At 59.1% G+C, this 26,051-nt stretch carries 29 protein-coding genes and 1 pseudogene; 18 read left to right on the top strand and 12 right to left on the bottom strand.

The features are described from left to right. Positions 1–19 precede the first annotated feature (19 nt). From AC1DF8_RS00150 to AC1DF8_RS00130, 5 genes are all read left to right on the top strand, one after another. Positions 20–265: a DUF3302 domain-containing protein gene (locus AC1DF8_RS00150; protein ID WP_113146577.1), complete on the top strand. Its 246-nt coding sequence runs from the start codon at positions 20–22 to the stop codon at positions 263–265. Further along, positions 262–1,203, top strand: coding sequence for an HlyD family secretion protein (locus tag AC1DF8_RS00145; RefSeq protein ID WP_018115817.1), 942 nt, complete (start codon positions 262–264; stop codon positions 1,201–1,203). The genes AC1DF8_RS00150 and AC1DF8_RS00145 overlap by 4 nt, the downstream gene beginning before the upstream one ends. 154 nt (positions 1,204–1,357) lie before the next feature. Then, positions 1,358–1,693 (top strand): hypothetical protein, encoded by a 336-nt coding sequence (locus AC1DF8_RS00140; RefSeq protein ID WP_477994443.1) that lies wholly within the window; start codon positions 1,358–1,360, stop codon positions 1,691–1,693. A gap of 920 nt (positions 1,694–2,613) precedes the next feature. Then, positions 2,614–3,702, top strand: coding sequence for an OpgC domain-containing protein (opgC, locus tag AC1DF8_RS00135; protein ID WP_113213154.1), 1,089 nt, complete (start codon positions 2,614–2,616; stop codon positions 3,700–3,702). 199 nt (positions 3,703–3,901) lie between these two features. After that, entirely contained in the window at positions 3,902–4,228 is a 327-nt protein-coding gene (locus AC1DF8_RS00130) for a hypothetical protein (RefSeq protein ID WP_183846535.1), read from the top strand. A gap of 220 nt (positions 4,229–4,448) precedes the next feature. Here the strand turns inward: AC1DF8_RS00130 and AC1DF8_RS00125 are convergent, their stop codons facing one another. The 7 genes from AC1DF8_RS00125 to AC1DF8_RS00095 form a co-directional block, all read right to left on the bottom strand. After that, positions 4,449–5,276 (bottom strand): shikimate dehydrogenase family protein, encoded by an 828-nt coding sequence (locus tag AC1DF8_RS00125; protein WP_477994439.1) that lies wholly within the window; start codon positions 5,274–5,276, stop codon positions 4,449–4,451. After that, positions 5,269–6,324, bottom strand: coding sequence for a Gfo/Idh/MocA family protein (locus AC1DF8_RS00120; protein ID WP_477994437.1), 1,056 nt, complete (start codon positions 6,322–6,324; stop codon positions 5,269–5,271). The genes AC1DF8_RS00125 and AC1DF8_RS00120 overlap by 8 nt, the downstream gene beginning before the upstream one ends. A 27-nt stretch (positions 6,325–6,351) precedes the next feature. Beyond that, on the bottom strand, positions 6,352–7,080 hold the full coding sequence (locus AC1DF8_RS00115) for an amino acid ABC transporter ATP-binding protein (RefSeq protein ID WP_183847537.1): 729 nt from the start codon (positions 7,078–7,080) through the stop codon (positions 6,352–6,354). 82 nt (positions 7,081–7,162) lie between these two features. After that, positions 7,163–7,807, bottom strand: coding sequence for an amino acid ABC transporter permease (locus AC1DF8_RS00110; RefSeq protein WP_018115826.1), 645 nt, complete (start codon positions 7,805–7,807; stop codon positions 7,163–7,165). A 7-nt stretch (positions 7,808–7,814) separates the two neighbouring features. Beyond that, positions 7,815–8,483 (bottom strand): amino acid ABC transporter permease, encoded by a 669-nt coding sequence (locus AC1DF8_RS00105; protein WP_018115827.1) that lies wholly within the window; start codon positions 8,481–8,483, stop codon positions 7,815–7,817. Beyond that, positions 8,480–8,932: a type II 3-dehydroquinate dehydratase gene (aroQ, locus tag AC1DF8_RS00100; RefSeq protein WP_112543177.1), complete on the bottom strand. Its 453-nt coding sequence runs from the start codon at positions 8,930–8,932 to the stop codon at positions 8,480–8,482. Before aroQ ends, AC1DF8_RS00105 begins: the two co-directional genes overlap by 4 nt. Positions 8,933–9,042: 110 nt before the next feature. Next, positions 9,043–9,873 (bottom strand): transporter substrate-binding domain-containing protein, encoded by an 831-nt coding sequence (locus AC1DF8_RS00095; RefSeq protein WP_018115829.1) that lies wholly within the window; start codon positions 9,871–9,873, stop codon positions 9,043–9,045. Between the two features lie 233 nt (positions 9,874–10,106). On the opposite strand from AC1DF8_RS00095, the gene AC1DF8_RS00090 reads away from it, so the two are divergent. After that, positions 10,107–11,996 carry a bifunctional sugar phosphate isomerase/epimerase/4-hydroxyphenylpyruvate dioxygenase family protein gene (locus AC1DF8_RS00090; protein ID WP_477994435.1) on the top strand — a complete coding sequence of 630 codons (1,890 nt, stop codon included), beginning with the start codon at positions 10,107–10,109 and terminating at the stop codon, positions 11,994–11,996. Between the two features lie 253 nt (positions 11,997–12,249). Here AC1DF8_RS00090 and AC1DF8_RS00085 read toward each other — a convergent pair whose 3' ends face one another. Together AC1DF8_RS00085 and AC1DF8_RS00080 are read right to left on the bottom strand one after the other, a co-directional pair. Further along, positions 12,250–12,942 carry a GntR family transcriptional regulator gene (locus tag AC1DF8_RS00085; RefSeq protein ID WP_477994433.1) on the bottom strand — a complete coding sequence of 231 codons (693 nt, stop codon included), beginning with the start codon at positions 12,940–12,942 and terminating at the stop codon, positions 12,250–12,252. Positions 12,943–12,949: 7 nt separating this feature from the next. Further along, a complete protein-coding gene (locus AC1DF8_RS00080; RefSeq protein ID WP_018115832.1) occupies positions 12,950–13,642 on the bottom strand; it encodes a GntR family transcriptional regulator in 693 nt (230 codons plus the stop codon). 251 nt (positions 13,643–13,893) lie between these two features. On the opposite strand from AC1DF8_RS00080, the gene AC1DF8_RS00075 reads away from it, so the two are divergent. From AC1DF8_RS00075 to AC1DF8_RS00065, 3 genes are all read left to right on the top strand, one after another. Then, positions 13,894–14,157, top strand: coding sequence for a KTSC domain-containing protein (locus tag AC1DF8_RS00075; protein WP_112543180.1), 264 nt, complete (start codon positions 13,894–13,896; stop codon positions 14,155–14,157). A gap of 110 nt (positions 14,158–14,267) precedes the next feature. Further along, complete coding sequence (locus AC1DF8_RS00070) at positions 14,268–14,774, top strand: hypothetical protein (RefSeq protein ID WP_018115834.1); 507 nt, start codon at positions 14,268–14,270, stop codon at positions 14,772–14,774. A gap of 59 nt (positions 14,775–14,833) precedes the next feature. After that, on the top strand, positions 14,834–15,349 hold the full coding sequence (locus tag AC1DF8_RS00065; protein ID WP_477994432.1) for a hypothetical protein: 516 nt from the start codon (positions 14,834–14,836) through the stop codon (positions 15,347–15,349). A gap of 41 nt (positions 15,350–15,390) precedes the next feature. Here the strand turns inward: AC1DF8_RS00065 and AC1DF8_RS00060 are convergent, their stop codons facing one another. Continuing rightward, entirely contained in the window at positions 15,391–15,594 is a 204-nt protein-coding gene (locus tag AC1DF8_RS00060; RefSeq protein WP_477994431.1) for a hypothetical protein, read from the bottom strand. 321 nt (positions 15,595–15,915) lie between these two features. On the opposite strand from AC1DF8_RS00060, the gene AC1DF8_RS00055 reads away from it, so the two are divergent. From AC1DF8_RS00055 to AC1DF8_RS00020, 8 genes are all read left to right on the top strand, one after another. Then, positions 15,916–16,266, top strand: a complete 351-nt coding sequence (locus AC1DF8_RS00055) for a hypothetical protein (protein ID WP_018115837.1) — start codon at positions 15,916–15,918, stop codon at positions 16,264–16,266. 235 nt (positions 16,267–16,501) lie between these two features. Then, on the top strand, positions 16,502–17,224 hold the full coding sequence (locus tag AC1DF8_RS00050; protein WP_477994429.1) for an SGNH/GDSL hydrolase family protein: 723 nt from the start codon (positions 16,502–16,504) through the stop codon (positions 17,222–17,224). Positions 17,225–17,912: 688 nt separating this feature from the next. Further along, positions 17,913–19,160 (top strand): calcium-binding protein, encoded by a 1,248-nt coding sequence (locus tag AC1DF8_RS00045; RefSeq protein WP_477994428.1) that lies wholly within the window; start codon positions 17,913–17,915, stop codon positions 19,158–19,160. A gap of 195 nt (positions 19,161–19,355) precedes the next feature. Next, the gene (locus AC1DF8_RS00040) at positions 19,356–20,999 is read left to right on the top strand and encodes a calcium-binding protein (RefSeq protein WP_477994427.1); all 1,644 of its coding nucleotides are present in this window, start codon (positions 19,356–19,358) and stop codon (positions 20,997–20,999) included. 154 nt (positions 21,000–21,153) lie between these two features. Continuing rightward, positions 21,154–21,417 (top strand): DUF982 domain-containing protein, encoded by a 264-nt coding sequence (locus AC1DF8_RS00035; protein ID WP_018115841.1) that lies wholly within the window; start codon positions 21,154–21,156, stop codon positions 21,415–21,417. Positions 21,418–21,624: 207 nt separating this feature from the next. After that, the gene (locus AC1DF8_RS00030) at positions 21,625–21,846 is read left to right on the top strand and encodes a hypothetical protein (RefSeq protein WP_112543187.1); all 222 of its coding nucleotides are present in this window, start codon (positions 21,625–21,627) and stop codon (positions 21,844–21,846) included. Between the two features lie 549 nt (positions 21,847–22,395). After that, positions 22,396–22,746: a hypothetical protein gene (locus AC1DF8_RS00025; protein ID WP_477994425.1), complete on the top strand. Its 351-nt coding sequence runs from the start codon at positions 22,396–22,398 to the stop codon at positions 22,744–22,746. Positions 22,747–23,025: 279 nt separating this feature from the next. Next, complete coding sequence (locus AC1DF8_RS00020; RefSeq protein WP_477994424.1) at positions 23,026–23,628, top strand: hypothetical protein; 603 nt, start codon at positions 23,026–23,028, stop codon at positions 23,626–23,628. A gap of 20 nt (positions 23,629–23,648) precedes the next feature. On the opposite strand, the gene AC1DF8_RS00015 is transcribed toward AC1DF8_RS00020, so the two are convergent. Next, entirely contained in the window at positions 23,649–24,209 is a 561-nt protein-coding gene (locus AC1DF8_RS00015; protein WP_477994423.1) for a hypothetical protein, read from the bottom strand. A gap of 823 nt (positions 24,210–25,032) precedes the next feature. On the opposite strand from AC1DF8_RS00015, the gene AC1DF8_RS00010 reads away from it, so the two are divergent. Then, positions 25,033–25,272, top strand: a complete 240-nt coding sequence (locus tag AC1DF8_RS00010) for a hypothetical protein (protein WP_477994422.1) — start codon at positions 25,033–25,035, stop codon at positions 25,270–25,272. 469 nt (positions 25,273–25,741) lie between these two features. On the opposite strand, the pseudogene AC1DF8_RS00005 reads toward AC1DF8_RS00010, so the two are convergent. Beyond that, positions 25,742–26,051 (bottom strand): annotated as a pseudogene (locus AC1DF8_RS00005) (SGNH/GDSL hydrolase family protein); the annotation flags it as partial.

Genomic DNA, 26,051 nt, shown 5'->3' with positions numbered 1-26,051 from the left:
ATCGTCAACGGAGTGAGGGATGAGTGGCATCGATATCTTCGCCTGGATCGTGCTGATCGTGCTGATCGCCAGCACGGTCTTCGTCGTCGTCTTTATGGCGATGCTACCCGGCATGATCGCCAGGCGCCGCGACCATCCCTGGAAGGAGGCGGTCACCGTCGGCGGCTGGGTGACGCTCTTTCTCGGCTTTGCACTCTGGCCGCTCGTTCTCATCTGGGCCTATGTCGATATTCCCCGCAAGGCGGCGCCGGAGCGGGCGCCATGATCGTCGTCCTGCTCAACACCTATCTCGTGATCCTCTTCCTGCTGGTGAAGCTGCATATCGTCAGGTTCAACCTGTTCTGGAAGATCTCGCCCATCCTCGTCTTCCTGTTTCTGCTCGTCGGCCTGTTCATTCCCATGGGCTGGGGCGCGCCGCAGGGCAATGCGCTCGTGGTGCGCAATTCGGTGGCGATCGTGCCTAATGTCGCGGGCGAGGTGACCGATGTGCCGGTCAAGGCAAACGTGGCCCTGAAGGCCGGCGATACCCTGTTCAGGATCGATCCGCAGCCCTATCAGGCGAAGCTCGACGCACTGAAGGCGCAGCTCGGCCTAAACCGGCAGCGGCTGGAAGAGACCACGCGTCTGCAGACGACGGGGGCAGGGCGCGCCTATGATGTCGAGCAGCGGCAGGCGGAGGTGGAGCAGCTGACCGCCGAAATCGCCGGCGCCCAATGGGATCTCGACAAGACGGTGGTGCGCGCGCCGGCCGATGGCTATGTCACCAATCTGGCGCTGCGTTCGGGTGCCCGCGTCTCCAGCCTGCCGCTTGCGCCCGTCATGGCCTTCATCGATACGTCGGATACGTTGATCGGGGTGGAGATCGCCCAGATCAACGCGCGCTATATCGAGCCCGGCCAGGCGGTGGAAATCACCTTCAAGTTCGCGCCGGGCCGCATCTTCACCGGCAAGGTGGAAACGGTCATCCAGGCCGTCGCCAGCGGCCAGACCCAGACATCCGGCAGCGCCATCGCCCCATCGGCGATCCTGACCGCCCCGCTCGTCGTGCGCGTGCGCCTCGACGACCAGGCCTTCGCCGCCAGCCTGCCGGCCGGCGCCACCGGCACGGCGGCAATCTTCACCGACCATGTGAAGGCGACCCACATCATCCGCCGAGTGGTGCTGCGGCAGGTGGCGATCATGAATTACATCAATCCTCTTTGAGGAACTCTCCGAGGGGCGGGTGCACCTGAAAGGCAGGGCCGGTGGTCGAAAAGCCGCTGGCGGCGTCAGATAATTCTCCTGTGGTTGTTCCTCCCAGTTACTCGCGCCACACGGGCGGCAATGCTAGAAATCGGCCGCTAACTGGGGTTACATCATGAAAAAACTCGTTCTCGCCGTGGCACTTGCCGCGACACTCGCCGCTTGCGCGAAAAGACCGGACGCCATCGTCCAGGCCGACATCCCGATGCAGGCCTATACCAATCTCGGCTGCCCGCAGATCGCCCAGCTCCACACGACGGAAAAGAAGAAGCTCGACGACCTGTCGAAGCAGCAGATCTCGGCCGCCAATGGCGATGCTTTCGGGGTGTTTCTGGTGGGGGTGCCGATCGGCAGTGTGGCCGGCGGGGACAAGGAAGGTGAGGTCGCGGTGTCGAAGGGCAAGGTTTCGGCGATGGAGAGTGCGGCGCTCTCGAAGGGGTGCAAGTTGTAGGCGAGGGTGAGGGAAGAGGGTAGCTGCCGGCAACAGCTCAAGGCGGCAACCCTCTCCATTCTCATCTCCGCGTTCCGGCGCTCGCGCCGTCGAGCTACCTTTTCTCCAATTTTCGCAGATATATTATTTTACGCCCTTAAGTTGTGCTCTCGCCAGCGTTTACCAAGATCGGCGGTTAACCGTGGCGATAGTATTCCATAGCCGCGTGTTGGCTAAAATCGATCAGTAAGTCATAATGTCTCCACTGACATGAAACACGTGACTATGCGAATCAGTTGATGACTTGGAATCAAATCTATTGCCGCAAGATTCGCTCTGTTAAATACAGCATCGACGACAAATCTCTATCCATTCTATACAAAGATGGCTCAACGGCGCGCGCAGTGGGCATAACGGCGTCTAGGTACGAAGAACTTATCAATTCACACAAGGATGACCAATACACGTTCTTCGTCAATTTCATTGAACCGTTTATTGTAAGTCGAAAACCCGTCCGTCGAGTTTCTATAAGCCATGTGAAGCTCACCGCCGCATTGCTCGCAGCTATTTCCACTGGATGGATGGTATTGTGGTTTTTCGATTACTTTCTGCTGCTGGCAACATTGCAATAGGAGGAGAGGCGGCTCTTCTTCTTGACTTTTTTTGGTATTTCTACCGACGCGATAGGGATCCCGCTTTACGCCTAAACGACAGGTTGTTAATTATCTCCCTGGGTTGAGGAACTTTGGGAGGCGTGCTGTGGACTGCTGTCCGCATCACAGATCGACGCATGATCGAGATACAGTTTAACATTAATATAACTTGGCATTTTCTGCACCTCCGGTTCAGACCTACGACTCTGGAACCGTAATTAATCTGAGTTTCGTCCTAGAAAACAAACTCATTTCAAACGAGTTGCTAAACTCGTCGAGGTGTTAGTGATGACTATATTGCAAGTAAGAGATTCTCGTATCGATCTAATCAGAGGGTTTGCGATGTTGACCATTACGGTCAACCACCTCGCTTGGCTTTGCAAAAGTATGGGCTACCAAGGAGCAATCATCCCGACGCTCACACAGTTCGGATACTCGAGCGGCGCTGAAATCTTCTTTTCCATGTCCGGCTATATGGTTGGACTGGTCTATTTCAGGAAACCAGAGATAGAAAAAAGACTGCTGCACCGCGCCTCGTACTTGTACTTCGTAAATGCACTGCTATTTGCGGCAGTCATTACGGTCGGCTGGTTCGCCCCGAAAAACTTTCAGGTTGCTTCGGGCACGGCATTTACGATCCAGAACCCTCTACAGGGGACACTGCAGTTCCTGCTGCTCGGCCAGGCTCCGGCCCTCGTGGACGTGCTCCAAGTCTATATAATTCTGATGATCATTACGGCTTTCGCTGCTGATATCATTCGGCGCAGACCGATCCTTGCGGTCGCGGTATCCTTCCTGGCATATCTCTCTGCCAACTCATTCGACTGGTTAAATCTCCCGGGTGGTCCTCAGGCCGACGATTACCAATACAATATGAACCCGTTCGCCTATCAGTTCCTGTTTCTTCTTGGGATCATGCTTGGAATGGCGAAGGTTCATCGGAAGTTGTTCGCGTGGACCCAAAAGCGCCGGATCGCCCTGCTTGCCTTGGCCACGCTGGCATTCGCTGCCGTGAGCTATAGGACAAACTTGCTTGGCCTGAACGCCGTCTTAGCGGACAAGGAGGCCCTCGGAGCGCTCCGCATAATCCACACAGCGGTGGTACTAGCTTTCCTTGCCGCGTTCCTCAACTTTACTCAGACCTATCACCAGACGTTCGTCGCAAGAACTGTTGCGGTTATCGGGAAAAACTCGCTTGAGTGCTATCTCGTCAGTTGCTTGTCTGTTTACTTCTTCTCTGCGATTGCCGCTGCAATTGGGCTGACTCCCGCGGAGATCATCGTCTTCTCTCTCACCTGCGCTGCATTCGTCGGCCTTACGGGAATTCTGTTGGAGCGATACAAGCAGTCGCACTCAGTTGCTGCGCTGCCCTCGTGAAGAAACATCTTCATCGCCTATGATGCTCGGTCACGGCTTCCCCGTGTCCAGCAGGGTCGCATCCGTACCTGGTCAGCCTTAACCTTACTGGTTGACCATTTTCCAGGCTTTTTACAACCTCTGCTGCATCGCACGGTTTACGTGCAAATCACAACCTGATACCGCTGTCCTTGGGTTGAGGTTATGGGGTGGGGTATAAATGAGCATCGAGAAGCTGTTCGAAGAGAAACAGCAATTTCAAGGTATTGACGATCTGATACAGAAGGTTGCCGCCAACAGCGGTGAGCTTTCCGGCATCGCAATCTCGGAAGACAAATTTGTCAAAGAGGCAGAAGCGCTGGGTCTGGTCAAAGTTCGCGAGGCGGACGGATGGTCGATGCATGACACCGTGCAACTGACGCCTCGTTCTCGCGTGAAGGTTGGATTGCCGCCGATCGTTCGCCGTCCGTCCGGCGTATCCACGGTCCTTCACATGGCGCTCGCATTCGTCGCGAAGCTCTTCGGGAAAAGCAAATCATTGTCGTGATCAAGAGTTCATGAGCCTTGTGATAAAGCCACAGGGCAAATGCATCTTCTGCGGCGGGTTTGGCCTAACCAAAGAGCATGTCTGGCCTCATTGGATGAGTGCCCATTCAAAGACATAGGATTGGCTTCGGCGAGGTCCGGCGCACGGCAACCTCGTGATCGCGGAGCCGGGGCATGAGAGACCTCGGTCCCGAGCCGACTTCTGCTTTGCCAGCCGCACTCTACAACCGCGCCACCCGCCGCAAATGCTCGGCCGTGGTCGTCGCAAACCCGAAAAACTCCAGATAGGCCGGTATCTGCTCGAATAGCATATCCGTCCCCACCTGATACCGGCATCCTCGCTCCCGCGCCGCAGCCAGAAACGGCGTGATCTCCTCCTTCATCACCACTTCCCCCACGAAAGTTCCGGCCGAGAGCCTGCTCACATCCAGCGGCAGCGGATCATCCTTGCGCATGCCGAGCGGGGTGGCGTTGATGACGATGTCGAAGCCTTCGGGGTCGCTGGAGCCTGTCGTCACCCGGGTTGCGGGGTACCAGGTGTTGAGCCGGGTTTTCAGGCCTTCGAGGGCGGCCTTGTTGTCGTCGTGGAGGGCGAGGTGGCCGATTTGGGCGGAGGCGAGCGACGCTGCGATTGCCGAGCCGACGCCGCCGGCGCCGATGAGGAGGGCTTTGGCACCTGATATCGTCTGGCCCTTGCGCTTGAGGCCGCGTACGAAACCTTCGCCGTCGAACATGTCGCCGATCAGTCTTCCGTCGGGGCCGAGCTTGATGGCGTTGCAGGAGCCGGCGACGCGGGCGTTGGTGGAGATTTCGTCGAGCAGATCCATGGTCGGGATCTTGTGCGGCATGGTGATGAGGGCGCCGTGGATGTTGGAGAGGCGGAAGACGAGTTTCAGGAAGGCGGGGTAGTCTTCCGGCCGGCAGCCCATGGGCACGACGACGGCGTCGATGCCCTGTTCCTCGAAATAGGGGTTGTAGATCAGCGGCGCCTTGAAGCTTTCCGTCGGGTAGCCGAGATGGGCGATCAGCCGTGTGGTGCCGCTAATCATGGGATTTGCCTTTTAGGAATATAGTCCTTCCGGTGCTGGCGGAGGCCTTGATCGCCTCGATGACCTCAAGCGTGGCGAGGCCTTCCCGGCCGCTGACGAGGGGGGTGGCCGTACCTTCGATGACATCGCAGAAATGCTGGAGCTGCAGGGTGAGCGGGTCGGCCGGGGTAACGGACAGGCGCTCTTGCGCCAGCTTCTCGCGCCAGTCGGGGCGGCCTTCATTGCTCCAGAGGGTGAGATCGGGGATCGTGAGCGCGCCCTCAGTGCCGCCGATCTGGTAGCAGGACTGGTTTTCCCTGGGGAAGCCGGGGTTTTCGCCCGAGGTCCGCTCCCAGCTCCAGGGCGAGGGCACGGCATCGGTGGCGCTGAGCGTGGCAAGCGCGCCGTTTGTAAAGCGCAGGAGCACGACGGCGGTATCCTCGACCGCATGGCCGCGCGCGGCATTGCTTTCCATCGCATGCACGCTTTCGACTTCGCCGATGAGATGGCGGAAGAGATCGACATCATGGATGAGGTTGATGAAGATCGGGCCGGCGCCGGGTTCGCGGCGCCATTTGACCTCGAAATAGTCATCGGGCTTGGCGACCCAGAAGCTGCCGTTGATCGAGCGGATGCGGCCGAGCCGGCCGCTTTCCATCAGGCGCTTGGCTTCTCGGATGATCGGGTTGTGGCGGCGGTGGTGGCCGACGAGGATGGGCACGCCGGCTTGCTCCGCGCGGCCGACAAGGCCGGCTGCGGCCGCCGCATCGTCGGCAACTGGCTTTTCGATGAGGACGGGGATGCCGGCTGCCACCACATCGTCGGCATTTGCCACATGCAGCTGGTTGGGGGTGGCGACGATGACGCCATCGGGGCGGTTTTCAGCGAGCGCTTCGGCAAGGCTTGCAAACCAGGGCAGGCCGTTTGCGCGGGCTTCGTCACGCGCGGCGGGCGAGGGGTCGATGATGGCGGCAAGGGTGGTGCGCGGCTCGGCCAGCACGCCTTCGATATGGCGCTTGCCGATCAGCCCGGCGCCCATGACGGCGATAGCAAGGGGGCGTTTTGACATGGAGCTTCTCCCGGTCTTCGCTCAGGCCTAGTTGCGCAGGATTTCGCCGAGGAATTTGCGGGTGCGCTCGTGGCGCGGATTGGTGAAGAATTCGGCCGGGTGCGCCTCTTCCACGATCGCGCCGCTTGCCATGAAGATCACCCGGTTGGCGACCTGGCGGGCAAAGCCCATTTCATGGGTCACGCAGATCATCGTCATGCCTTCCTCGGCAAGGCTGATCATCGTATCCAGCACTTCCTTGACCATCTCAGGGTCGAGTGCCGAGGTCGGCTCGTCGAAGAGCATCACCTTCGGGCGCATGCAGAGCGCGCGCGCGATCGCCACGCGCTGCTGCTGGCCGCCCGAGAGCTGCACCGGATATTTCTCCGCCTGTTCGGAGATTTTTACGCGGGCCAGCAGGGTCCGCGCCCGGTCCTCGGCTTCGGCCCTGGCGACGCCGAGTGCGCGCATCGGCGCCAGCATGCAGTTCTGCAGCACGGTCAGGTGCGGGAAGAGGTTGAACTGCTGGAAGACCATGCCGACCTCGCGCCTGATCGCGTCGATCGCCTTGGCCTGGTTGCCGAGCAATATGCCGCCGACGCGGATTTCGCCCTTCTCGTAGGTCTCCAGGTGGTTGATGCAGCGGATCAGCGTCGATTTTCCGCTTCCCGAGGGGCCGCAGAGCACGATGCGCTCGCCCTTGTGCACATCGATATTGATATCGTGCAGGGCCTGGAAGGCGCCGTACCACTTCTCCACATGGCTCATGGTGATCATGGTTTCGCCAATCATGTTCTGATTGGGGGATGGAGCGGGAGCTGATGTCATGGTCTCTGGTCCAATTCGTGAGGGCGCTGCATCAGCGCGCGTGGGCCGCGTTGAAGCGCCGCTCCAGGCGGGCGCCGAGGATGGTCAGCGGGCAGCACATCAGGAAATAGAGGATGCCGACGATGCCGAAGACGGTGAGCGGCTGGAAGATCTGGTTGGAGATGATGTTGCCGGCCCGCGTCAGCTCCGTGAAGCCGACGATGGAGGCGAGCGAGGTGCCCTTGATGAGCTGCACCAGGAAGCCGATCGTGGCCGGAAGCGAAATGCGCAGCGCCTGCGGCAGGATGATATCCTTCATGCGCGAGACATATTTGAGGCTCAGCGCCTTGGCCGCCTCCGTCTGGCCGCGCGGCACGGCTTCGATTGCGCCGCGCCAGATCTCGCCGAGATAGGCGCTGGCATGGAGCGTGAGGCCGATCGCCACCGCCTCCCAGGCGTCGAGCTTGAAGCCGATAAGGGCGAGCCCGTAATAGGTGACGAAGAGCTGCATCAGGAGCGGCGTGCCCTGGAAGACGGCGATATAGGCCGAAGTCAGCCGCTCCAGCCACGGCATGCCCGAGGTGCGGGCGAGCGCCACGGCAAGGCCGGCGAGGCAGCCGCAGACGAAGCCGACGGCGGAGAGAAGAACGGTCCATTTCAGGCCGATCAGAAGGAAGATGAATTCTTCGCTGCCCATGGTGCCCTCACTTGACCGGATAGGTGAAATAACGGGCCGAGAAGAGCGCGAAGAGGCGCATCATCAGCCAGGAGATGACGAGGTAGAACACGGTGATGGTGAAATAGACCTCGAAGCTGCGGAAACTGTCGGATTCGATGCGCTGCGCCACCGAGGTCAGCTCATAGGCGGAGATCGCCGAGCAGATGCTGGTCGACAGCGTCAGGAGCACGAACTGGCTGGTCAGCGACGGGTAGATCGCCCTCAGCGCCGGCTTCAGAATGATCAGCCGGAACACCTGCACCTTGTGCAGGCCGAGCGCCAGGCCCGCCTCCATCTGCCCCTTGGGAATGGATTGCACGCCGCCCCTGATGATCTCGATCGCATAGGCGCCGCCATTGATGCCGAGCGCGATGATTGCCGTCGGCGTCGGGGCGAGCCTGATGCCGATCAGCGGCAGGGCGAAGAAGAGAAAGAAGATCTGCACCAGGAAGGGCGTGTTGCGGATGAGCTCGACAAAGCCGATCACCAGCCAGCGCAGCGCCTTGATATGCGAATCCCTCAGCGCCACGCCGCCGATGCCGATGATCACGGCAAGCACCATGCCGCAGAGCGCCAGCAGGAACGTGCCGAGACAGCCGAGAAGCAGGCTCGGCAGGCCATCGATGACGGGCGTGAAATCCAGTTGATAGTTCATGCTGCTTTCGCCGCTCCCACCATTCCGGCCATCGCCTCGATCGCCAGCTCATAGCCGCGGGCGCCGAAGCCGATCATGATGGCGGTGGCGACACGCGAGATCAGGGATTTATGGTAGATCTCCTCGCGGGCATGGACATTGGAAATATGCAGCTCGATCTTCGGCGCATCGAAGGTTTTGAGCGCATCGAGCAGTGCCACCGAGGTGAAGGTATAGGCGGCGGGATTGATGATGATGCCGCAGGCCTCTTTCCGGGCCTGATGCACACTTTCCACCAGCTCGCCCTCGAAATTGGTCTGGCGGAAATCGATCTCGAAACCGAGGCTCTTCGCCTTCGCCAGGCATTTCTCCCTGATATCGGCAAGGGTGGTGGAGCCGTAGATGGCAGGCTCGCGCTCGCCGAGCAGGTTGAGGTTCGGTCCGTTGAGGACGAAGATGGTTCTGGTCATGTCGCGCACCTCGAACGGGGCAAAGCTGGTTGCTTGGTCTTGGGCATGGGGGTGGCGTGGACGGGCATCGAAATGCCCGCCCTGGTGTTCGGATTGTAAGAAGCTATGGCTCAGCCGGCCGTGAACGAAATGCCTTCGAGGCTCTTCGGGAATTCCGGAACCGGCACCTTCATCCACTTGTCGTAGATCACCTTCAGCTCGCCATTGGCCTTGATCTTGTCGATGAAGGCATTGATCGAGGCGTTGAGTTCCTTTTCGCCGAGACGGGTGCAGGCGCCGTTATAGAGCTTCTGGAATTCCAGCTTGTTTTCGAATTCGCCGGGGCGGGCCTTTTCCACACGGTCCATGTAGAAGATGTTGCCGCCGAGCGCATCGACCTGGCCGGAAACCAGCGCCTGAACGCTTGCCGCGTCGCCGTCGAAGCGGCGGATGGTGGCGGTCGGCGGGGCATTCTTGGTGACCTGCGTGTCCTGTGCGGCACCCTTGGCGACGGAAATGGTCAGGTTCGCCATATCGTCATTGGTCTTGATCGACTTGTTCTTGGGGCCAATCAGCACGATGGCATTGGCATTGTAAGGCTGGCTGAACTGCACCGCCTTGGCGCGATCCGGCAGCATGGCCATGGTGGCGAAGAGCACGTCGACGCGGCCCGATGTCAGCGCCGGGATACGGTTGTTGACTTCGAGCGGCACGAATTCGACTTCGACGCCGAGTTCCTTGGCATAGGCCGCAGCCATATCGGCATCAAAGCCATCCTGCTTGCCGGCGCTGGTGACGAAACCCCATGGCGGGTTGTCGCCCTGGATGCCGACGATCAGCTTGCCGCGGGCCTTGATTTCATCGGGGGTGACGGCAGCGGCCGGGTTGGCAAGACCTATGGCGGCCACAAGAGCGGCGGCACCCAGCATGGCGCCACGCCGCGTCAGCAACGACTTCAGCATTGGAATTCTCCTCCTTTTTGGCGGCCGCCCAAAAGCAGCCTCACAGTCATCCTCTCCCGACTGTTCTCATCATGTTTGCCAGAGGCGCGCTCATAAATCAACATAGTTTTTGAAAATCATATGAGACTTTTGATTTGATCAATTGAATTGAAATACTCACGACATTCGCCATAATGCCCTCAGGAGGGTCGATGGCTTTGTCCATCGTGGCCCGAACGAGGAGGATGCTTGGTATGAAGACCTCGATTGCGACGGTGACGCTGTCAGGCGAATTGCCGGAAAAACTCGAAGCGATCGCTCGCGCCGGCTTCGACGGCGTGGAGATTTTCGAAAACGACTTCCTGGCCTTCGACGGCAGCCCGGCCGATGTCGGCCGCATGGCGCGCGATCTCGGGCTGATCATCACGCTTTTCCAGCCCTTCCGCGATTTCGAGGGCATGCCGGAGAGTTTGCGCAGCCGCACCTTCGACCGGGCCGAGCGCAAGTTCGATATCATGCAGGAGCTCGGCACCGACATGGTGCTCGTCTGTTCCAATGTCTCGCAGGCGGCGCTTGGCGGCATCGACCGGGCGGCGGCCGATTTCCGCGAGCTCGGGGAGCGGGCGGCAAAACGCGGGCTGAAAGTGGGATACGAGGCGCTTGCCTGGGGCCGCTTCGTCAACGACCATCGCGACGCCTGGGAGATCGTACGGCGCGCCGATCATGAGAATGTCGGGCTGATCCTCGACAGTTTCCACTCGCTATCGCGCAAGATCGACATCAATTCCATCCGCTCGATCCCGAAAGAGAAGATCTTCATCGTGCAGCTTGCCGATGCGCCGCTGATCGACATGGACCTGCTCTACTGGTCGCGGCACTTCCGCAATATGCCGGGCGAGGGCGATCTTCCCGTCACCGAATTTACCGAGGCCGTGGCCTCGACAGGCTATGACGGTTTCTTCTCGCTGGAGATCTTCAACGACCAGTTCCGCGGCGGCTCGACACGGGCAATCGCCGCCGACGGCCATCGCTCGCTGATCTATCTGGCCGACCAGATCCGCCGCAAGGTGGAGACGTCAGTCGGCATCGACATGCCCGCGCGCGCCGCCGTCAAGGGCGTCGGCTTCATCGAATTCGCGACCGATGACGAGGAGGCAGTGGAGCTTGTCGGCATTCTCGAAGCGCTCGGCTTCCGCAAGGCGGCGGTGCATCGCTCGAAGAAGGTGACGCTCTTCCAGCAGGGCAATATCCGCATCCTCATCAATGTCGATCCCGAGGGTTTCGCCAATGCCGCCTATGCCGTGCACGGCACGTTCGCCTATGCGATGGCGCTCGTCGTCGAGGATGCGGCGCAAGCCTATGCCCGGGCGCTGGCGCTCGATGCCGAGCCCTTCACCCAGGCGGTCGTGGAAGGCGAATTGCAGCTGCCGGCGATCCGCGGTGTCGGCGGCGGGCTGATCTATCTCATCGACGAGAAAAGCCCGCTCGGCCGCTTCTCCGAGATCGATTTCGAGCCGGTGGCGGGGCAGGGTGTTGAGGACGATGCCGGCCTCAAGCAGGTCGATCATATCGCCCAGACGGTCTCCTATGACGAGATGCTGACCTGGCTGCTCTTCTACACGTCGATCTTCGAAACCCGGAAAACTCCTGTCGTCGACATCATCGACCCATCAGGCGTGGTGCGCAGCCAGGTGATCGAGAACGAGGCGGGCACGCTTCGCATCACCATGAACGGCGCCGAAAACCGCCGCACGCTCGCCGGCCATTTCATCGCCGAGAAATTCGGCTCCGGCATCCAGCATCTGGCCTTTTCCACTGACGATATCTTCGCCACTGCCGAGCGCCTGCGCGCGAAAGGCTTCAAGCCGCTGCCGATTTCGCCCAATTATTACGACGATGTGGAAGCCCGCTTCGGGCTCGAGCCGGAGCTGACGGAGCGGCTGAAGGCGGAAAACATCCTCTATGACCGGGATGGGGAGGGCGAGTATTTTCAGCTCTATAGCGGGACTTACGGGGAGGGCTTCTTCTTCGAGGTGGTGGAGCGGCGGAGCTATCGCGGCTACGGGGCGCCGAATGCGATTTTCAGGATTGCAGCGCTGAAGAAGCAGATGCGGCCGGAGGGGGTTCCGAGGGATGCGGGGTGAGGGTGCTGGATGGCGAGTGTGCTCGGTGTGGCACCCCCCTCTGCCTTGCCAGGCATCTCCCCCACAAGGGGGGAGATCGACAAGCGGCCGGACCTTCACACATCTCTGACGTGATACGGTCTGCAACGCTATTTGTTTGAGGAAAGGGGTGCTCCCAGCCAATCTCCCCCCCTCGTGGGGGAGATGTCCGGCAGGACAGAGGGGGTGCTACACGGTGCAGCTCCAATGGTTCGCCAGTACAGGTCTGCCACCATCACCCAATCCGCCCACTCTTCAACACATGCGCCACACCACTCTGCACATGCCGCACGATCACCGCCCTGGCACCCTCGACATCCCGCTTCAGCGCCAGCTCGAACAGCAGCTTGTGATCATCCACCACGGCCTGTCCGCGAAAACTCTGCGCCAGCATGTGGTAGCGTAAAAACCGGTCGAACACCGAGGACAGCGTCGCCATCAGCGTCGCCGAATTGCAGGCGGAAACGATCGCCTGATGAAACTCCCAGTCATAGCGCACCCAGTCGACGGTCCTCGAGGCGTCCCCCGCAAGCAGCTTCCGCTCGGCGGCTGCCAGCTTGTGGTGGGCGGCGACGATGCGGCCTTCCCATTCCAGGTTGCCGGCGGCAAAGGAGAGGCCGATCGCGTGGGTTTCGAGCACTGTCCTGAGATCGGCAAGCTCCTCCAGCTCCTTGATCGAGGCCGGGCTCACCTCGAAGCCGCGCTGGCCCTCGGCAAGCACGAGGTTTTCCATCGCAAGGCGGCTCAGGATTTCGCGCAGCGACGAGACACTGATCGAATAATGTTCGCGCGCCTGTTCGAGCTTGATCCTGGTGCCCGGCGCCAGCGCGCCGGAGATGATATCCTGCCGGACCTGCCGGAAGACGACATCGCTGATCGTCTCGGAGGTTTCGCTTGCCATTTTCGGCACGGGTTTTTCGCTGCGCATCAGGCCGTCATCCCCTGGCCTGCGCGGGCAGGGCCGACAGCAGCCCCCGGCCGAGCGCATGTTCGACGCCCGCCTGAATGTGCCGCTGCAGGATCTCCTTGGCGGTCTTGCTGTCGCGCTTGAGGGCCGTCTCCAGCAGTTGCCGGTGCTCCTCTTCCGCCACGTTGCCGCGATAGGAAAGCGCCACCATCTGATAGCGCAGGTATTTGTCGAAGACGGCCGAATGCGTTTCCATCAGCAGGCGCGAGCCGCAGGCGGCAATCAGCGCCTGGTGAAACTCCCAGTCATAGCGCTTCCAGTCCTCGGCCTGGCTGGTATCGCCCGTCGCCATGACCTTTTCCATGCGCGCCAGCTTGTAATGGGCCGAAACGAGCTGCGCCTCCCATTCCACATCCCCCTGTTCGAAGGATTGTTCCAGCGCATGTTCCTCGAGCAGCAGCCGGAGTGCGGCAATCTCCCTGAGATCGGCGACGGAAACGCCTGCCACCTCGAAGCCGCGCTGCCCTTCGGCAACGACGAGCCCTTCCGAGGTCAGCCGGTTCAGGATTTCGCGCAGCGTGCTGACGCTCGTGCCATAGGCGCTCTTGAGATTTTCGAGCTTCAGCTTCTGTCCCGGCGCAAGCCGGCCGAAGATGATGTCGGCACGAATCTGCCTGTAGCCACTCTCGGCGACGGTTTCCTCGATATCTTCCTGTCGCATGCTTGTCTCCGAGATTTTGCATTTCCTCCTATATAGCGGGAGAACTAGGGTGGGCACAACGGAAAACGGATTTTGGCGCAAGCAGCGGGTGAGGCGAAATGCTGCAGGGCGGCAACTGCCTGCGGATCGGCCTTTTAGAGCGGGCTTCACGTTAGGCAAGGTTTGTGAGGTAATGTGTCCTGAAACATTACAAAGGCTTGACTATTATCTTAACCATGGTTCCATTGTGCGACGCAGCATATGGAGCAACGATGGAACTTTCGTCAAAACTCGTGAAATCCGTTGCCTACGACCCGTCGACAGGGGTCCTCGACATCGAGATTCGCCTCAAGGGCCACCGCCGCTATTTCAACGTGCCGCCGGTCGTCTATGAAAACCTGATCACGGCCACGTCGCCCGGCTGGTATTACACGCGCCATATCCGCGATGCCTATCCGCGCTCGGCCGAAGGTGCTGATGGACGCGCAAAACAGATGTTTCGCATGGTGACCGGCAAGCGCGGTCAATTGTCGTGACTGCGCCTGCAACACATTGACAGGATAGAAGACCGGATCGTCTGGTCCGGCCCGAAGGCCCCTGGTGTCAGGGGCTTGCGCGGTGCGGCGAATCCGGCGAGCATCCTGGTATGCCGACCCTCAAACAACTCTCCATCGCCCTTGGCCTCCTGACCAGCGACCACGCCCCCATTCCCGATGAAGACGGATGGAAGAACTATGTCTGGCGCGTCCAGGCAGCGCAGGAATGCCTTTCCTCCGAGGATGGATATTGCAAGCTCGTCGAGGACAAGTGGGATTGGAAGCGGCCGCAATATTACAGCTTCTCCTTCCGCGCCGACCCGAAGACGAATTCCGTCATGTCGCGAATCACGCTGAAGAACGAAGACCCTGACGATGACGACCAGGTCTGCGTCGTCGCGACCTTCCTCAATGCGGCCGGCGAGGAGATCGGCATCTTCTTCGCCAACTGGCGGGCGCTGCCCGGCCGCTCCTATACGCGCGAGGCACCGATCTGGCTGACAACCGATGTCCGCGACATCGCGACAGTCGCCGTCGGCACCAAGCAATGCGACGTGAAGGCGATGGCGGATGCCGCGAATTTCTACAGGATCCGGCTCGAACTGAAGCAGCGCTGACGGGGCATTTCCGCAGGGCTTGCGATGGCGCCGGGCCGATATGCCGAACGGGGGATGGCGTGACCTATCATTTCAGACTTTGTCTCTTCACCGCGCTTCTTGCGATCTCGGGCCTTGTATCTCCCGGCCCGGCCGCAGCCGAGGAGGTGCCGGCCTTCTGGAAGAAATCCATGACGAACGATCCGGCGACGAACCACTATGTCGCCGAGGCGATGAGGCCGCTCGACAATCCGGATGCCCAGACATTGAGAGTGGTGAAGCTCGCCAATTCGCTCGCCACGCTCTGCAGCGGCGCATCGCTCAACAAGAAGGCGCTCTATGCCTACATGACCGAGACACGCTTTGCCGAGATCAAGGGCACGGCCTATAACGAGGCGGCCTTCCTTGCCGACAGCACGTTCCGCTATTTCGACTACCGCGCGCTTGCCCATCTCTGCGCGGGAAGCGCCTATCTCTTCGGCCCGAAGGGGCATCTGGCACCAGGGCTGCTCAAGCCCGGCAAGGGAAAGCCGAAGGCGAGCTACGATCCCGACAATGCCTTCATAACTCTGCCGCCGCTGGCGCGCAGATCCTGAGAGCCCGCGCCAGCGGCGGTGGGCGAGGGGTGGCTACAGTTCTATTGAAAGTCACCGTCCGATGGCGGCGGAAGCACATAGCCGGGATTGCCGATCCTGCCGCCCTTTCGGACGCCGATCGTTCCCGTCGGGCGCGAGTCAGCCTGCTCGCCGCGGAATGACGAGACGATCACGACGATCCCGAGCGCGAGCGCAATAAGCGGCGGCGCAATGAAGATGATCAAGAGATAGTGCACTGGCTTCATCGAGTATCGTAGCAGGTGAGGTCTTCACCTGGGCACCGCTTTCCTCTGTCGGTTGCGGTGCGCAAACTCCAGTGGGCTTTCCTGCTGCCCACGCTCGCTTGCCCGCTGCCGATGCTGCAAATCCAGCAGGAGACGAACCCGGATCGTTCCGCCCATCTCCTACCCCGGCTCTCCGTCGAAAGATATAACAACCGTCACATCCCGGCTATAAACGGGGTGTTGGCCTAGCATTGCAGCTAAAGAGGCGGTGGCAAGTAACTATTATGGGCAATTTGTCAAGCTCAGCATCATCAGTAACTATGGGGATCACCTGGCTATCGCATGGCGCAGGTGAGCAATAGTCCTTCGCATCGGGAGCAATTCTATTTGGACGCCACAATGACCTGGACTTCCTTTGAATGTCACAAGGTACGGAAGGTGAAGTACAATGAGAGCGACCGGAGCCTCGAGATCCTGTACGCCGATGGCGGCAGCGGCCAGGCAAGCGGCATCACGAAATCCCGCTACGTACAGTTGATGGCCGCTCGACCCGAAGACCGTGACATTTTCTTCCAGAATATCATCGAGCCATATGTTGTCGCCCGCAGGAAGCCTCCGCTCGCTCCAGCCACTATCCTGAAGTTCGCCGCCGCCGCGCTGCTGCTGGCCGTGTTCCTGTGGTTTCTTTTCTGAAGCATGTCGCGCAGAAGCGTGTGCAACAAGGTCCTGATGCGTGCCAAGCGGATCTCGGAGATCGCGACCGCGCCTTTATTTATCGGCCACATCATGATCGCGGCAATATCCGCACGTTAAAGTGCGGCGCGCAGACGTGCCGCTAGTTTGCGGTTAAGGCGTGCGGAAAGCAGAAACCTGAAGCGTGGCGGCCCAGTGACTGAGCGCGCGACACGCTTCGGCAGCGAGGCTCGACATGACGGATTTTCTGACGCRGTGGCTCCCTTGGGCGATCGCCGGACTAATGCTCTGCGCAGCATCCCAGGCGAACGCCGCCCCGGCCTGCGATCCCGTTCAGGCTCTCGTCGCGCAAACCCCTGTCATCGAGCAGTCTCCCGCCCGGATCATGAAGGCACGCCAGCAGCAGAAAATCTCCGGCGCGCTCGACGTGGCGCTCTTCGGGGATTCGCTGGCGGAGAACTGGGGTCCCAATCTCAAACGGGATTTCGGGGCCGCGACCGTCGGAAACTTCGGTATCTTCGGCGACCACATCCAGGAGCTCCTCTGGCGCCTGAAGGAAATGCCGCCGGCAATCAAGCCCAAGAATATCGTGCTCATCATCGGAACCAACAACCTGTGGGATGGCTCCTTTGCCCCCTGCGGAGTTTCGCAGGGTGTCGTGGCGGTTGTCGATGCGCTGAGAAGCCGCTGGAGCGACAGCCCGATCTATGTCGTGCCCATCCTTCCGCGCGGCTCGGGCTTCACCTTCCGCGCCAAGGATCGCCTTGAGGTGAATGCGAATATCGAACGTGACCTTGCTGGAAAGACCGGCGTGACGCTCGTCAAGATCGACGAGGATGAGCTGACATGCGGCTTCGCCAAGCAGGGCTGCGCGAATTATGCCGTTGATAAACTGCATCTATCTCCGGATGGGTACACTGTCTTGAGGTCTTCGCTTGAGGAGGCTGGGCTGCGGTAGGCAGGTCGGCAGGACTTGCCAATGGCTTAAGCTGAAACTGCGGCGGTAATAAAAGGAATTTACGTCTTCCAAGCGCAACATTGCTGTATTTCTGGGGTTGCAGGAAGCCGGGAACCCTCAATTTTGATGGGCGAGGGGACGCCTTATAGTATCGATATATTTATATGATCTAAAATATTGCTGCGATGCAACAGTATTGGGTATTTGTTAACCAATACTTTGACTTCTGGTTGTGTCTGTGGAAGAAATCCCGCGTGCGCAGATTTTTTGTGGGGTTTTTATGGGAACGCTTGTCCTTACTTATAGCAATACCAATAACTCGTATCTCGGCCAGTTTATTGATGGCACGACGTTTACTGGCGGATCAACCGATCTAACATACATGTCGATCGGAGCTTTTGACACGTCTCTAGGCGTTGTTCTCGGCTCAGAATCCTCATCATCTCCATATTTCTCCGGCGATAGCGCGATGTACAGCGCGTATGCTTACGACAACGTTTCTGACTCACCGCTAAATGCCAATGTGGCCGCTCAGACGCTCTTCGTGTACGGAGGTAATGGTGATGATCACGTTGAGGCAATCACTTCGGCGTTCGCCTCCATTGGAACGGGCGCAGGCAACGACTACATTTCCACCGTTGGCTCCTTTGGTTCCGTCTCCATAAATGGCGGCGCCGGCGCCGACATAATGATCGGAGGATCCGAGTACGACACCTATATGGTCGATGATGTTGGCGATCAGGTAATCGACCTCGGCGGCAACTTTGGTTCTCACGATAGCGTTAGCACAACACTCCTGACCTATACTCTCGGGGCGAACATTGAGGACCTCGACCTGCTGGTGGGGGACGCATCGGGTTATGGCAACGAACTCGACAACAACCTCACCGGAAGCGATGGCAATAACATCCTCAACGGCTTCGCAGGCAATAACGTGCTTGAGGGCAGAGGAGGTAACGACAGGTTCCTCGTCACAAGCGACCAATCGCGCAACGCAATCTTCGGCGGCACCGGCGACGATACCCTGGTCTACAAGCAGGGCTTGGGTGGCGGAGAGCTGCCCTGGGCAATCGACCACGGCCAATCGGCATTTTTCGATGGTGAGGACGGTACTGACAACGCTGCGCTCGACTTCTCGCTTGCGCAGCGTGTTACGGCAACCGTCGATGGGGATAAGGTCGTCTACGATATCCTCGGCGCTGACGGCTACCACTCGACAGTCTCGCTGACCTCGGTGGAGCGCGTGAACATCATCGGTTCGGCCGCTGCCGACACGTTCTACGGCACGTCGGGCAATGACTGGATCGACGCCGGCGCCGGTGCGGACAGGATCTATGGTTCGGCAGGCGACGACGGCTATGTCTTTGACAATGCCGGCGACCGCGTCGTCGATGAAGCAGCAGGCGGCGGCACGGACACGATCTGGGCCTCGGTCAGCGCCAATCTCAACGACAACGCCTATGTGGAAAACCTCCGCCTTTCCGGCACTGCCATCAACGGCATCGGCAACGGCCTTGCCAACATGATCACCGGCAGCGCCTCCGCCAACATCATCGCCGGCGGTGCCGGCAATGACAGCCTTTACGGCAAGGGTGGCGCCGATACGTTCCATTTCAACGAAATGGGCGCAGCCAACAAGGATTCGATCTGGGACTTCGATGCCGACGACAAGATCTCGCTCGGCTCCGTCTTCACCGGCCTCGACAAGGACAATAACGGCGTTGTCGACGACGACGCCTTCCTCGTGCTCGTCAAGAACGGTCCGAAGGTCAGCGGCGATCATGCGGTGCTCACCTACAATGCCGCCACCGGCGTGCTCTCCTACGATCACGACGGCGCCGGCAAGGACGCCGCCCAGGACATCGCCTTCGTCGGCGTCAACAAGACCTTCTTCGACCATAGCGATATCCTGATCAACAGCTCGCTGCTGGTCTGAGGAACGCAATTAGCGCATTGGAGACGGCCGGCTTTCGCCGGCCGTTTCTGAGTGATGGGCAGGCGTCAGCCGCGATCTGCCTTGTGCCGAGATGTCTCAAGTCACTCCGCCAAGAATTCCCACATGGCATTTTGGCGTGTGGTTGCAAACCGTAAAAGAAATCGCCTTTTCGCACAATTTTCTTGTGAGGATTTAATGGGAACGATCATTCTTACTCAGACTGACGACGAATACTTCGGTCAATTTATCGACGGCACGACATTTACGGGCGGGTCCGCCGATACTTCGCTGGCGATAGGTTCGTTTGATACATCGCTCGGACTTACTCTCGGGACGGGGCCATATTGGCTCTATTTTGACGGCGATAACCTGATGAATGAGGCTTTCTTCGCTGGTCAGCTCTCGGATACGCCGCTGAACGTCCATAACGTTACCGCCGACTTCCTAAGCGTATACGGTGGTAATGGCGACAATTACATCGAAGCGGCGAGTGTAAACTCTGCAAGCATCGTGACGGGTGCCGGCAATGATTACATCAAGGTAGGTGGTGGCTGGACCGCCTTCATCAACGGCGGCGCCGGGGCCGATACGATGATTGGAGGTGACGAGATGGACACCTACGTCGTTGACGATGTCAGCGATCAGGTCATCGAACTTGGCGGCAATTTCAGTTTGAGCGATACCGTTAATACGACGCTTTCGACTTACACTCTTGGGGCCAACCTCGAAAAACTTAATCTTCTTCAGGGCAACGCGTCAGGCTATGGCAACGAACTCGATAACTGGTTGACGGGAAGCGAGGGCAACAACATCCTCGATGGCCGTGCGGGCAGTAACACGCTTGAGGGCAGGGAAGGTAACGATACATTCCTGGTGACAAGTGATGCCTCCAGCACCTTCATCTACGGCGGCACTGGTGACGATGTGCTGGTGTACAAGCTGGGCTTGGGAGGGGAAGCGGATCCCCTAGCATTCCTCCACGGCCAATCCGCATATTTCGTCGGTGAAGACGGCAACGATTCTGCCGGACTGGACTTTTCGCTCGCCCAGCACGTTACCGCGACGTTGGAATCCGGTACGGTCGTCTACGATATCCTCGGCGCCAACGGCTACCACTCGACCGTTTCGCTGACCTCGGTGGAGCGCGTGACCATCGTCGGTTCGGCCGCTGCCGACACGTTCTACGGCACGTCAGGCAAGGACTGGATCGACGCCGGCGCCGGTGCGGACACGGTCCATGGCTCGGCTGGTGATGACGGCTATGTCTTCGACAATGCCGGCGATCGCGTCCTCAACGAAGCAGCGGGCGGCGGCACGGATACGATCTGGGCCTCGGTTAGCGTCAATCTCAACGACAACGCCTATGTCGAAAACCTCCGGCTGTCCGGCACTGCCATCAACGGCATCGGCAATGGCCTCGCCAACATGATCACCGGCAGCGCCTCCTCCAACATCATCGCCGGCGGCGCCGGCAATGACAGCCTTTACGGCAAGGGTGGCGCCGATACGTTCCATTTCAACGAAATGGGTGCTGCCAACAAGGATTCGATCTGGGATTTCGATGCCGACGACAAGATCTCGCTCGGCTCCGTCTTCACCGGCCTCGACAAGGACAATAACGGCGTAGTCGATGACGACGCCTTCCTCGTGCTCGTCAAGAACGGTCCGAAGGTCAGCGGCGATCATGCGGTGCTCACTTACAACGCCGCGACCGGTGTGCTCTCCTACGATCACGACGGCGCCGGCAAGGATGCCGCCCAGGACATCGCCTTCGTCGGCGTCAACAAGGCGTTCTTCGACCATAGCGATATCCTGATCAACAGCTCGCTCCTGGTCTGAGGAATGCAGCAGTTACCGCATCTGAAACGGCCGGCTTTTGCCGGCCGTTTTTCGTTGTCCGGAGAGCGGCCGAGGGCAGTCGCCAAACCACCGCGTGCAGCGGCACGAGTTTTGCAAGGTTACCGATATGTTAGTTGGTCGGGAACCAAGCGTAATGAAATGGGACACTTCTGCATCGTTCGATCCTGTCATCCTTGTCTTCAAGGATGGAAACAGGCGTTTGATTGTCCGAACGGTCGGGGAAGCCGCCAACGCGCTGATGAGAGAATGGCCGTCCGATGACGGGGAGGAGTTCCTGGCGGCCGTGAAGGCCTGCCTGGACGTGATGACCGGCAGGGCTGACCCTGACCAGCTCAGGGGCGCCATCATCCGGGCCGCGGACGAAGCGGGCGTTACGGCCCTTACCGTTCTTCACTGACCAGAGGGAACGCGCCGGCGATTGACTGATGGCGGTGAAGGGGGTAGGGACCCGCCGCCATGCTCAGCCTTATGAGGTGGTATGGGGGAGGCCCGGTCAGCACGAGGGGTCGGGTCTCTGCCTGCCCTACATATTCCGGCGAAACCCGCTTGAAAATCCGCGATCACAAATTATCTCGAATCCCGATTTCCATAATGGAGGGATCGAATGATTGAACGTCACGTAAGCGGGCGCGATCAACCGATGACATCGGAAGACCTCGCCATTTGCCAGCGCGTACTGGATGCCGTGAAGGCGGAATTCCAGCTCGACAAGGATGACGAGGAGACGGTGCGCATCGCCGCGATCACGATCGAACTATACCGTCAGGGCGTCCATAATTTCGATCAGCTGAAAGCGCTGGTATTTGCTGCCAGAGGCAAGGGCTGACGGGAACTTTCCGGCACCTTTGCAGTCTATAGCGGGTGGATCGCGCGGCCGATGCGCGTCTCCTTGACCCTTCAATCGCTTCGGCCGTGCGGTTCCACCGTTCCTCACGGAAGCTTGCCCGCTTCGGCGGGCTTCTTTTTGCCAGACCGCCGGTGCTGATCCTCACCCAAGATGATGGTGGCATTTGGGACTTTAGTCCGATTGAAGATGGCGATCAGCGTATTAATTCTTCTTCCACTGATGCCTCCAGAGTCAGTACGAAAAGGGTGTCTCTCCCTGACCGGAAGCGCCCTTTTCAAACATTTCTCCTGAGATGCCCGCCAAACACCCCTTGGCGGGCTTCGTTGAGGCGCGGATGGCGCCGCCCGCCGACGATCTGCGGCGGGCATTGACCCCCAGCCCGGCAAAAGAGGGTGGGACGGCAGGTATTTAACCTTACCGGTTGACCTTGATCAGACTTTCTCCCGAGCGCGATGCATTGCGCGATTTACGTGAAATTTGCAGCCTGATACCGCTGCCTCACGGTTGAAGTTTCCGGAGTGAGATGGAATGAGCATCGAGCAGTTATTTGAGGAAGCAGCAGAGCTCGAGCGGCTTTTTGAAGAAGAGCCGCAAGTTCACGACATCGACGAGCTGATACAGGCCGCTGTTGTGACCAAGCGCGAGCTTTCAGAAGGCAGGATCGTCAAGGAAGCGATTTCGCCCGGACGCGCAGACATGCGGGAAGGCGAGGCTGGGTCCATGAAAGAAGAGAGCCAACTGACACCTCGCTCCCGCCCGAAGGCCGGCCCGCAGCCGATCGTTCGCCGAGCTTCTGCCGCATCCGTTGCCTGGCATGCGGGCGTCGCTTCCATCGCAAGGCTCTTCGGCAGGAAAGTCCTCGCTGACAGATGCCGGTAGGGGATGCTGTACGTCTCACGTTGATGGCCTTGCGCACTTGATGGCTGGTTTGCGCGTCCTCTATTTCCCCCTGAACTCGAATATAACAAGAACCTAGGAGAAAAGGCCTCTGGGACGTGTTCCGGGATCGCGTGGTTTCATTTTGCGTGTATCGAGAGAGCCGGTATTTAAACAGAATAACGCGCAGTTTAGCTATCTGTGGAATCGTTTGCGCATGAGGTGTGGGGTGCTTCATGTCGCTGAGATATCTGCAATGCAAACACAGTCGAGGAGTCGCAAATGTCTTGGGGTGCGTCAGAATGGAGCGTTGTCATTGGGGCGACTTCCGCATTTGCCACCGCGGCAGCGGGATTCATGGCGCTTCTCGCAGCCAAATGGACAGTCGATGCGACGAGACAAGCTGCGCTGGAGAATTCACGGCTCCTAAAAGAGCAAATTGAGGTGCAGCGGCTGGAACTCGCCGATGCAAGGGCTGCCGCTTTAGAAGTTAACCGTCGAGACAAACTTCATGCCGCTTACACGCTTTTCAAGCTTGCAGGTTCTGTAGAGGGGATTGTTCGCAATGCCGCTAATAACTGGCCTGAGCAAACTCAAGTTATTCCCCACTACCCTGCTGACCTGGTTAGAAGAGTGGAGGAGGCCTATCCCCTTCAGGGCTTCTTGAACCGGGACAACCATATTGGCTTTCAACTTCTTGACGCGCTCGTTCACGGAGAGCAATTGACGAGTAAAGAGCATGCACTGGATGTGTCGCATCGCTTAAACGCCCTCCGACAGGCTTTGACGCCAGTGATCGTAGGTTTGCCACACGGCGCCGGTAATCGCGCATATGGCCATGATGGGGAACAGCCGCTTGAGGCAGGCGCTGACGCTGTCATGTGATGCTGGGGTACGGGGCTAGCCTACGCGGCGAGAGCATTTACGCTCCTCTTAAAGTCGCGCCAAGCTTTTTCCCCAGCCACTTCCTTGGGCTTGTAGTTTGTTAGGTGGTATATCCATTTTTTATTGAACCACAGCCCATCCACGAGCGCTTGATTTGGCACAAACTCTGCAAAAGATCTAGCGTTCTCGCCGTCGCCGAACCCGAAAATCCCCAATCCGGCGCGCATATCGTCGTGCTCACGGAGGCTTTCGACTAGCTCCCTAACAAACCCTGAATTGGTGCTCATCACATCGACAATAAAAGGAGAGATTTCCTGAGGCGTAGCCGAGAGATTATATGCCTTGAAGAGCAAGGCATTCATGGCGAGCGGCCCGGCAACATCGATAGTGCTCGTGACCAATACCAAGTGCCAATCACCGAGATTATTTGTTTCCGTTTTCCCGTCAGGGTCTTCCGATGTTCGAACCTCGTTCTCACGCGCCCAGAGAAGACCGTCCGGCTCCAGATGAAGTCGACGAAGAGCTGCGAGATATTCCTCGCCCGCCTTCAGCAGGGTAGTTGAAAGGTCTTCGCTATCCATTCGACCACTCCTCTCCCTGAAAACGCGGCCTCATATATCGCATCGACATAGGTTCTCGGCATCGAATTTGGATTATAGCCATGGTGCCTACTCCAATCCATTACTGTTTTTAGATGAGGTCCTACGGGGTGCCTAACAAGGCCCGACGGGCTTATCCTTAATACGCTTAGTAAGTAGGTGATATCGTGCGTGTAAAGCCGCGGTTGGTCATCCCGATCCGGAAAGCGGTTCCAGCGCATTTTCTTCATGATCGCGGCTTTGAGGTAGCATTCGACCGCAAACCCAACGTGATCCCAAGCCAACGAATACTGCTTATTGCGACGCATAATTTGGGCGCCGTTGCGGTGGCGCTCGGCGAGCACCAGCCAATCTTCAACAGTATGTGGTTGTTGATTTAGGTCCACCCGTGCCCCCGTTGAGACAAGAGCAGGGGTGCCTCATTGTGTCAAGCGAGTACTGGCGGCGGCCTAGGCCGCCAACTCCCATGCCGGTTGCGGACAGCCGATAAGATAACATTATGGCTTCTCGCTATCGGTGTCTCGATGATTGGGCTTGAACTTGCCCTGGCCGGCGCGTTTGGCCCTATGTTTTTCCTCGGTCTCAGACTGCTAGGCTTGGTGGCATGGGTCGACTATGCTGATCGAGGTTGCCCCTAACGCGGGGTCGGTCCGCAGCCAAGGCTTGATTTCGAAGGCTCTGGTCGGAACCTTGTCGAACGCCTCACGACCCGCCCTGAGAAGTTGTCCCGATCAATTGAACTTACGTGCAACGCCATGCATCATCTATGGCACTATGGCCATGCTTGAGTTGTACGGGGGGACACATGATTTTCAGCAAACTCGCCAGGATCGTGGCCTGGCTTGCGCTCGTATTAGGTGCGTTTCAGGTCGTCATCGGTCTCGGAGTAGGAACCGGGTTCTTGGGACCGTCCGCTCTGCCGCTATTCGCGCCAGGCCCAAGTTCGGGCAAAGTGATCGCCCGCGGGACGTACATTCTAATCTTCGCCATCGCTCTCGGCACGCTGGCCGAGATCAGCTTCAACGTCCGCCGAGGGCAGGAATAGGCGCCCGAGATACGCCCTTGATACAAGCACCTGACATTGCGCCGCCTCTGCGAGCTTGAATTATTGGAGCCCGCCAGCTTAAGACCCGCTTGTGCTCTCAGGCGTTTCTTTTGCTTTATCAAAAATGGCATCGCACATCAGACCTTTGTCCGTGTTTTCCTCGGTATCTGCTGTTCTATGTTCACCTACCGAGGGAGAGGAAGGTGATCATGTTCTGGTGGATCTTGTACGCGTACTTGTCTTTGCAGGCCCTCACTGCAGCAGGCATACTGCTCTTGCTCGTGAGAGGCAGGCTGAAAGCTTCCAGGACACCCGTTTCGGAGACATGAGGTCGCGGCGGTAAAGATGCGAGGGTCGCCCCGGTCGCGATCCAGGCTGCTGAAACGTGCTCCGGTAACCTGACCGCCGCCGATCGATGTGCGTTCGTGATCCGGCTAACCGTATGGCCATTTGATGAATGGCGGCCACGTCAGGCCGCCAATTCCCACGCCGTCCTTGGACTGCCAATCTTGCGAATGACCGGCGCCCCGATCTTGGCAACACCTGTTCCGCCCGTATTGCACAAGTGCCTCAAGATCAGCAGGTTATCGAGCCGGATGTTCGTCATCGTCAGCCCCGTCGGCAGCCAGAGTTTCGAGCCGCAGATGAGCGAACGTCCACGCCCGCCGATGTAGTTGCCGGTCGTCCAGCCGCCGCCGGTGACGGTCACCGTGTTGCCGATCTGGACCGGGCCGCGGATGGAGCTGTCGAGGTAGTCCCAGCCGGCCCAGTCGTTGAGG

It is taken from the genome of Rhizobium sp. 05N49, from assembly GCF_056396805.1.
The sequence above is the reverse complement of the archived record's forward strand: the minus strand, read 5'-3'. Positions and strand labels throughout refer to the sequence as shown.

Bases quoted from the DNA above. Each gene is read 5' to 3' on its own strand.
- AC1DF8_RS00025 (WP_477994425.1), top strand. From the start codon at position 22,396: ATGAGCATCGAGCAGTTATTTGAGGAAGCAGCAGAGCTCGAGCGGCTT.
- AC1DF8_RS00145 (WP_018115817.1), top strand. From the start codon at position 262: ATGATCGTCGTCCTGCTCAACACCTATCTCGTGATCCTCTTCCTGCTG.
- AC1DF8_RS00070 (WP_018115834.1), top strand. From the start codon at position 14,268: ATGCCGACCCTCAAACAACTCTCCATCGCCCTTGGCCTCCTGACCAGC.
- AC1DF8_RS00095 (WP_018115829.1), bottom strand. From the start codon at position 9,873: ATGCTGAAGTCGTTGCTGACGCGGCGTGGCGCCATGCTGGGTGCCGCC.
- AC1DF8_RS00115 (WP_183847537.1), bottom strand. From the start codon at position 7,080: ATGATCACCATGAGCCATGTGGAGAAGTGGTACGGCGCCTTCCAGGCC.
- opgC (WP_113213154.1), top strand. From the start codon at position 2,614: ATGACTATATTGCAAGTAAGAGATTCTCGTATCGATCTAATCAGAGGG.
- AC1DF8_RS00120 (WP_477994437.1), bottom strand. From the start codon at position 6,324: ATGTCAAAACGCCCCCTTGCTATCGCCGTCATGGGCGCCGGGCTGATC.
- AC1DF8_RS00140 (WP_477994443.1), top strand. From the start codon at position 1,358: ATGAAAAAACTCGTTCTCGCCGTGGCACTTGCCGCGACACTCGCCGCT.
- AC1DF8_RS00105 (WP_018115827.1), bottom strand. From the start codon at position 8,483: ATGAACTATCAACTGGATTTCACGCCCGTCATCGATGGCCTGCCGAGC.
- aroQ (WP_112543177.1), bottom strand. From the start codon at position 8,932: ATGACCAGAACCATCTTCGTCCTCAACGGACCGAACCTCAACCTGCTC.
- AC1DF8_RS00020 (WP_477994424.1), top strand. From the start codon at position 23,026: ATGTCTTGGGGTGCGTCAGAATGGAGCGTTGTCATTGGGGCGACTTCC.
- AC1DF8_RS00040 (WP_477994427.1), top strand. From the start codon at position 19,356: ATGGGAACGATCATTCTTACTCAGACTGACGACGAATACTTCGGTCAA.
- AC1DF8_RS00090 (WP_477994435.1), top strand. From the start codon at position 10,107: ATGAAGACCTCGATTGCGACGGTGACGCTGTCAGGCGAATTGCCGGAA.
- AC1DF8_RS00060 (WP_477994431.1), bottom strand. From the start codon at position 15,594: ATGAAGCCAGTGCACTATCTCTTGATCATCTTCATTGCGCCGCCGCTT.
- AC1DF8_RS00055 (WP_018115837.1), top strand. From the start codon at position 15,916: ATGGCGCAGGTGAGCAATAGTCCTTCGCATCGGGAGCAATTCTATTTG.
- AC1DF8_RS00045 (WP_477994428.1), top strand. From the start codon at position 17,913: ATGATCGGAGGATCCGAGTACGACACCTATATGGTCGATGATGTTGGC.
- AC1DF8_RS00125 (WP_477994439.1), bottom strand. From the start codon at position 5,276: ATGATTAGCGGCACCACACGGCTGATCGCCCATCTCGGCTACCCGACG.
- AC1DF8_RS00030 (WP_112543187.1), top strand. From the start codon at position 21,625: ATGATTGAACGTCACGTAAGCGGGCGCGATCAACCGATGACATCGGAA.
- AC1DF8_RS00010 (WP_477994422.1), top strand. From the start codon at position 25,033: ATGATTTTCAGCAAACTCGCCAGGATCGTGGCCTGGCTTGCGCTCGTA.
- AC1DF8_RS00110 (WP_018115826.1), bottom strand. From the start codon at position 7,807: ATGGGCAGCGAAGAATTCATCTTCCTTCTGATCGGCCTGAAATGGACC.
- AC1DF8_RS00085 (WP_477994433.1), bottom strand. From the start codon at position 12,942: ATGCGCAGCGAAAAACCCGTGCCGAAAATGGCAAGCGAAACCTCCGAG.
- AC1DF8_RS00130 (WP_183846535.1), top strand. From the start codon at position 3,902: ATGAGCATCGAGAAGCTGTTCGAAGAGAAACAGCAATTTCAAGGTATT.
- AC1DF8_RS00080 (WP_018115832.1), bottom strand. From the start codon at position 13,642: ATGCGACAGGAAGATATCGAGGAAACCGTCGCCGAGAGTGGCTACAGG.
- AC1DF8_RS00035 (WP_018115841.1), top strand. From the start codon at position 21,154: ATGAAATGGGACACTTCTGCATCGTTCGATCCTGTCATCCTTGTCTTC.
- AC1DF8_RS00015 (WP_477994423.1), bottom strand. From the start codon at position 24,209: ATGGATAGCGAAGACCTTTCAACTACCCTGCTGAAGGCGGGCGAGGAA.
- AC1DF8_RS00150 (WP_113146577.1), top strand. From the start codon at position 20: ATGAGTGGCATCGATATCTTCGCCTGGATCGTGCTGATCGTGCTGATC.
- AC1DF8_RS00075 (WP_112543180.1), top strand. From the start codon at position 13,894: ATGGAACTTTCGTCAAAACTCGTGAAATCCGTTGCCTACGACCCGTCG.